The sequence below is a fragment of the Flavivirga algicola genome, from assembly GCF_012910715.1.
Lineage (GTDB): Bacteria > Bacteroidota > Bacteroidia > Flavobacteriales > Flavobacteriaceae > Flavivirga > Flavivirga algicola.
Map to the genome: position 1 here is coordinate 128,581 of NZ_JABBHF010000012.1, position 6,420 is coordinate 135,000.

The 6,420-nt window shown below is 37.6% G+C and carries 5 protein-coding genes and 2 rRNA genes (1 of these 7 only partly in view); 4 read left to right on the plus strand and 3 right to left on the minus strand.

Annotation, left to right across the window (positions count from 1 at the left end):
- Genes HHX25_RS18370 through HHX25_RS18385 form a run of 4 tightly spaced genes read left to right on the plus strand, consistent with a single transcriptional unit; the run spans position 1 to position 3,892 of the window.
- Entirely contained in the window at positions 1-1,356 is a 1,356-nt protein-coding gene (locus HHX25_RS18370; RefSeq protein WP_169676512.1) for an ABC transporter permease, read from the plus strand.
- Between the two features lie 7 nt (positions 1,357-1,363).
- A complete protein-coding gene (locus HHX25_RS18375; protein WP_169676513.1) occupies positions 1,364-2,824 on the plus strand; it encodes a TolC family protein in 1,461 nt (486 codons plus the stop codon).
- 29 nt (positions 2,825-2,853) lie between these two features.
- Positions 2,854-3,672 carry an N-acetylmuramic acid 6-phosphate etherase gene (gene murQ, locus HHX25_RS18380; protein WP_169676514.1) on the plus strand — a complete coding sequence of 273 codons (819 nt, stop codon included), beginning with the start codon at positions 2,854-2,856 and terminating at the stop codon, positions 3,670-3,672.
- Positions 3,662-3,892, plus strand: a complete 231-nt coding sequence (locus tag HHX25_RS18385) for a DUF6095 family protein (RefSeq protein WP_240964572.1) — start codon at positions 3,662-3,664, stop codon at positions 3,890-3,892. Before murQ ends, HHX25_RS18385 begins: the two co-directional genes overlap by 11 nt.
- A 5-nt stretch (positions 3,893-3,897) precedes the next feature.
- On the opposite strand, the gene HHX25_RS18390 is transcribed toward HHX25_RS18385, so the two are convergent.
- The 3 genes from HHX25_RS18390 to HHX25_RS18400 form a co-directional block, all read right to left on the minus strand.
- Positions 3,898-4,392 (minus strand): DinB family protein, encoded by a 495-nt coding sequence (locus tag HHX25_RS18390; RefSeq protein WP_169676515.1) that lies wholly within the window; start codon positions 4,390-4,392, stop codon positions 3,898-3,900.
- 180 nt (positions 4,393-4,572) lie between these two features.
- Positions 4,573-4,682 (minus strand): 5S ribosomal RNA (rrf, locus tag HHX25_RS18395).
- Between the two features lie 131 nt (positions 4,683-4,813).
- Positions 4,814-6,420, minus strand: a 23S ribosomal RNA gene (locus HHX25_RS18400) (it continues 1,214 nt past the right edge of the window).

Consider the following 6,420-nt stretch of genomic DNA (forward strand, 5'->3'; position numbering starts at 1 on the left):
ATGATAGATAGAATACTTTTAGAGAAACTAAAATCTAATTTTAACGAAGCATTTTGGTTTATCAAGACCAATAAGGTTAGAACTTTTCTAACAGCCTTAGGAATTATTTTTGGTGTGGCATCAGTAATTACGATGCTTGCTATTGGGAATGGTGCAGAAAAAGAGATATTGGCACAGTTGGAATTAGTAGGTGTAAATAATATTGTTGTAACACCAATATTAGATGAAAAAGATGAAGATGCTAAAGAAAGTGATGAAAATGGTGGTGAATCTGAATCCAAACGATTTTCTAAAGGCCTAGATATGTTGGATGCCGTGAGTGTTCAAAAAAATATTCCTAGTGTAAAACTCGTTAGCCCTGAAATAATTTTAAACACTTATGTTATAAACAACGGAAAACAAAACCCGGTTAAACTCATTGGTATATCCCCTAGTTTTTTTGAATCATCAAATATCAATTTAGAAAATGGTAAAGGTTTTTCAGACTATCAAATTAAAAATGCGTTGCCTGTTTGCATTGTAGGCAAAAAAGTTGAAAAAAAATTATTTACAGGCGAAAGCGCCCTAGGCAAACAAATAAAAGTTAAAGATGTTTGGCTACAAGTCATTGGAGTTATTGAAGAAAAATTAATATCGGATAAAGCGCAAGAAAATCTAGGTATAAGAGATTTAAATGAAGATGTTTACATTCCAATTAAAACATTTTTAGTTCGATATAAAGACCGAAAAGTAATAAGTGCCAAAGGAGGAAGGGGGCGAAATAGAAATCAAAATGGCCCCAAAAAGAGAATCCCTAGAGGTAATTATCATCAAATAGATAAATTAACCGCTCAGGTTTCAAATTCAAATGAATTAAAAGCAACAGCCGAAGTTTTAAGTAAAATGCTAAAACGCAGGCATAACGATGTATTAGATTTCGAAATAAGTATTCCCATTCAACTTTTAAAGCAGCAACAAAAAACAAAACAAATTTTCAATATTGTATTAAGTATCATTGCTGGTATATCTTTATTAATTGGGGGGATAGGCATTATGAATATTATGCTAGCTTCCGTATTAGAGAGAACCAAAGAAATAGGCATAATACGTGCTATTGGTGCTACCGAAGAAGATGTTATTCTACAATTTTTATCAGAATCTGTACTTATTAGTGTTGGTGGTGGCGTTATTGGAATTATTGTCGGAGTTATTGGTGCCTATGTCATTGAAATCGTTTCTGGTATAGAGACCGTTTTATCAATGAACTCTATTACGCTCTCATTCTTTATAGCCGTAATTGTTGGGCTAATCTTTGGTATATTTCCAGCCAAAGCAGCAGCTAATAAAAAACCTATTGAAGCTTTAAGATCTGAATAAATAAAATATGAAAAAAATACTTGTTATATTAATCCTTATCTTTCCCTTATTCACCTTTTCACAATCAAAAAAGATAACGCTTCGTCAGGCTATAGAGATTGCACAAAAAAAATCACCAGATTATAAAGTCAATCTAAATAGAAATCAATCAAATTATTGGCGCTATAGAAATTATAAAGCGAGTTTTCTTCCAGAACTCAGACTTAACGCAACCTTACCTGAATATAGAAATTCTGTACGTAGAATTACAAATGATTCAGGACAAGATATATTTGTAAATCAAAACCAATTACTCATAGAAGGTGGTTTGTCAATATCCCAAAGTGTTCCTTATACAGGAGGTACCCTATCAATAAATACAAACCTGGAGCGTGTTGAGCTTTTTGGGCTTGACGATAATATCGGATACTCTGTTATTCCATTTTCTGTTAATTACTTTCAAAATTCAATCTTATACAACCCCTTTAAATGGGATAAAAAAATTGAACCACTAGTTTATGAAGAGTCTAAAAGAGATTTTGTAGAAAACATGGAACAAATATCTGTTAATACATCCCGACGCTATTTTGGATTACTTAAAGCACAAATGCAATTAGAAATCGCAAAAACAAATTTATCAAATCAGGATACCTTATATCAAATAGCAAAAGGTAGGTTTAAAATGGGGAAAATTGCGGAAAATGAATTATTACAAATGGAATTAGCCCTTTTAAATTCTAAAAACAGAGTAACTACAAATATGGTAGATTTAAAGAGAACTTCTCAAAATTTAGCACGGTACTTGGAGCTTGAAACCGAAGATTTAGAATTAGATATTCCCGAAGAATTACCACTTTTTGAGGTTGATATAAACAAGGCATTGGAAGAAGCGCAAGCAAATAGAAAAGCTGTTATCGAATTTAGAAGAAAACGGTTGCAAGCAGAAAAAGAAGTGGCATTCCAAAAAGGAAATAACAGATTAAAATTGGGGATAAGAGCCAATTTTGGAATCTCTCAAAATGGTGACGATTTTAACAACCTCTTTAACAACTTTAATAAACAACAAAATGTTTCGGTTTCAGTCGGTATACCTATATTTGACTGGGGTGTATCAAAATCTAAACGCAAAATGGCTGAAGCTGATTTAGATTTAACGAATAATAACATCAATCAAGACAAGCAAGAATTTGAACAAGAGATTTATTTACACGTCCTAAACTGGTCAAATCAAAGAGATTTTTTATTTACTTCAGAAAAAGCTAAGGAAGTAGCCACTAAGAGATATGATATTTCTAAAAAGAGGTACATGCTCGGAAAAATTACCATCACAGATTTGAATATCGCCTTACAAGAAAGGGACAGAGCCATTCTCCAATACTTAAATTCTCTTGAAAAATTTTGGAGGGATTATTATATATTAAGACAACTGACACTTTATGATTTTATAAATGATAAAAAAATTGAAGTTGAGGATATTCTTTATGATTAAAACTCGGGATTAATTCATACTTTTGAAGTATGAGCTTTACCAAAACAACAGAGCAGGATTCCAATTACGACCACCTTGAAAAGATGCCCCTTCATGAGTTATTAAGTAGTATAAATCATGAAGATAAAACAGTTCCTCTAGCTGTAGAAAAGGCGCTTCCTGAAATAGAAAAACTAGTAGAGCAAGTAGTAGAAAAACTTAAACTTGGCGGACGGTTATTTTACATAGGGGCCGGTACAAGTGGTCGCTTAGGTATTTTGGATGCTTCGGAATGCCCACCTACATTTGGAGTTTCTCACGACTTGGTTATTGGTCTTATTGCTGGTGGCGACATTGCTATTAGAAAAGCAGTAGAATTTGCCGAAGATTCTCTAACCCAAGGATGGGAAGACCTTCAAAAGTATCGTATAAATTCAAACGATGTTGTTGTTGGCATTGCTGCTTCTGGTACAACACCATATGTTATTTCTGCTCTAAAAGCATGTCATAAAAATGGAATAGTGACTGGGTGTATTACTTGTAATCATCATAGTCCATTATCTCAAACAGCTCAATTTCCCATAGAAGTTATTGTGGGTCCGGAATTCATTACTGGTAGTTCTAGAATGAAAGCGGGTACAGCCCAAAAATTAGTTCTAAATATGATTACAACTTCTACTATGATTCAACTTGGTCATATAAAGGGTAATAAAATGGTCGATATGCAGTTAAGCAATAATAAATTAGTAGATCGCGGTACTAAAATGATTATGAGCGAATTAAATATTTCAGAAAAAGAAGCACAACAATTACTAACAAAACATGGTAACGTTCGCTTAGCTATTAAAAAACATAAAGATGGAAACTAAAAAAACCAATCGTGAGGTTCTTTTAAAAGGATTGAAAATAATGGGATCTTCTTTAGGAGCTATGTTTTTAGGGCCTACTCTCATTCATATTGCCTTTAGTAATCAAGAAAAGCCTTTATATATTCCTATCCTTATTGTAGCAATACTTATTTGCGGATTAGCTATCTATTTAGCCTTTAAAGGTCTGAACACGATATTGGATAGTATGTTTAAAAAATAAAAATATTAATGTGTTGCCTCTTTGGGAGTCGTAGGATTATAACCAAAGTCACTATCATCAATTATAATACCCAACCTATCTAATATATAGTTTATAATAGCATAATGATGTATGGTATGGCTATTGGCTTGAGCTAACAAAGCCGATAAGGTATATGGTATTTCTGTTTTTCCAAGACCTAAATCATCAATTACCCGAACAGTCTCATCAAGGTTTCTATCCAAATGAGTCAGTTGATTCATTAGACTTTCTAAATAACCTTTAGCAGAATCACAGCAAGTTTCAATTTTATGCTCTCTTCTTCTAGCTGTTAAATCAACATAAGCTTCCTTTATATTTAAAATACAATCATAAAAATCTAAAATATGCCTTAAATGAGAGCCTATACTCGAATTATAAGGAGATATAGAGGTGTTGCTGAGTATATCATCATCTAAATTATCTAGTAAATGCTGAGATTTTTTTAACGTATGAAGTGTAGATTGAATAATAATGTTCATGGATACTAAAATAACTAAATAAATTGAATTTAATAAATGATTATCAATTAGTCTTAGAAGTACTATATCCTTACATATAAAACAGCAATAAACTTATCCCTCTACTTTTACGTCATTTATATTGTGGTTGATTATTTAAAAAAACAAAAAGCCCTTCATGTTTCCATGAAGGGCTTCCAAAAAAGGCAACGACCTACTCTCCCACTACAATGCAGTACCATCGGCGCTAATGGGCTTAACTTCTCTGTTCGGAATGGTAAGAGGTGAGCCCCATCGCTATAACCACCTTAAATCTTTGTCCCGCAACCCGTGCGGGGCCTCTTTCCGTATCGGAAAGACATATATCGTGACATATTGAAAAAACATCCGTGGATGAAGCACATGAAGCATAACAATGGTTGAACCTATAAAAAAACAGGCGTACAATAAGCCTATGGGTTATTAGTACTACTCGGCTGTGACATTGCTGCCTTTACACCTGTAGCCTATCGACGTGGTAATCTCCCACGACCCTTTAAAGAAATCTCATCTTGTGGTGGGTTTCGCGCTTATATGCTTTCAGCGCTTATCCCTTCCAAACGTAGCTACCCAGCAGTGCTCCTGGCGGAACAACTGGTACACCAGAGGTTTGTCCAACTCGGTCCTCTCGTACTAGAGTCAGATCCACTCAAATTTCTAACGCCCACTGTAGATAGAGACCGAACTGTCTCACGACGTTCTGAACCCAGCTCGCGTGCCACTTTAATGGGCGAACAGCCCAACCCTTGGGACCTTCTCCAGCCCCAGGATGTGACGAGCCGACATCGAGGTGCCAAACCCCCCCGTCGATGTGAGCTCTTGGGGGAGATCAGCCTGTTATCCCCGGCGTACCTTTTATCCTTTGAGCGATGGCCCTTCCATGCGGAACCACCGGATCACTATGCTCTTGTTTCCAACCTGATCGACTTGTAGGTCTCTCAGTCAAGCACCCTTATGCCATTGCACTCTGCGCACGGTTACCAAGCGTGCTGAGGGTACCTTTAGAAGCCTCCGTTACTCTTTTGGAGGCGACCACCCCAGTCAAACTACCCACCAAGCACTGTCCTCACAACGTGAGTTAGACTCTAGACAAGCAAAGGGTGGTATTTCAACAATGACTCCACCACGCCTGGCGACGCAGCTTCGAAGTCTCCCACCTATCCTACACATTACTTGTCCAAAACCAATACTAAGCTATAGTAAAGGTGCACGGGGTCTTTTCGTCCCACAGCGGGTAATCGGCATCTTCACCGATACTACAATTTCACCGAGCTCATGGCTGAGACAGTGTCCAGATCGTTGCACCATTCGTGCAGGTCGGAACTTACCCGACAAGGAATTTCGCTACCTTAGGACCGTTATAGTTACGGCCGCCGTTTACTGGGGCTTCATTTGAGATCTTCGCCGAAGCTAAACCCTCCACTTAACCTTCCAGCACCGGGCAGGTGTCAGGCCATATACGTCATCTTTCGATTTAGCATAGCCCTGTGTTTTTGATAAACAGTCGCCTGGACCTTTTCACTGCGGCCCCGCTGATGCGGGGCGACTCTTCTCCCGAAGTTACGAGTCTATTTTGCCTAGTTCCTTAGCCATGAATCTCTCGAGCTCCTTAGAATTCTCATCCCAACCACCTGTGTCGGTTTGGGGTACGGGCTGCTTCTCTCGCTTTTCTTGGAAGTCGATCCGCTGGATTATCACCTTGGCCGAGGCCTCAGTGTACTATCGCCGTGTTGCCACTGGCTTCAACGTGCTATTCCGTCAGCACGCACCAACTATTCGCCTCCGTCACTTTTGGTGAGAGCAGGTACAGGAATATTAACCTGTTGTCCATCCACTGCCCCTTTCGGGTTCGCGTTAGGTCCCGACTAACCCTCAGCTGATTAGCATAGCTGAGGAAACCTTGGTCTTTCGGAGTGCGGGTTTCTCGCCCGCATTATCGTTACTTATGCCTACATTTTCTTTTGTAGCTTCTCCAGTAGGCCTCACGGCCAGCCTTCGACGACACTACAA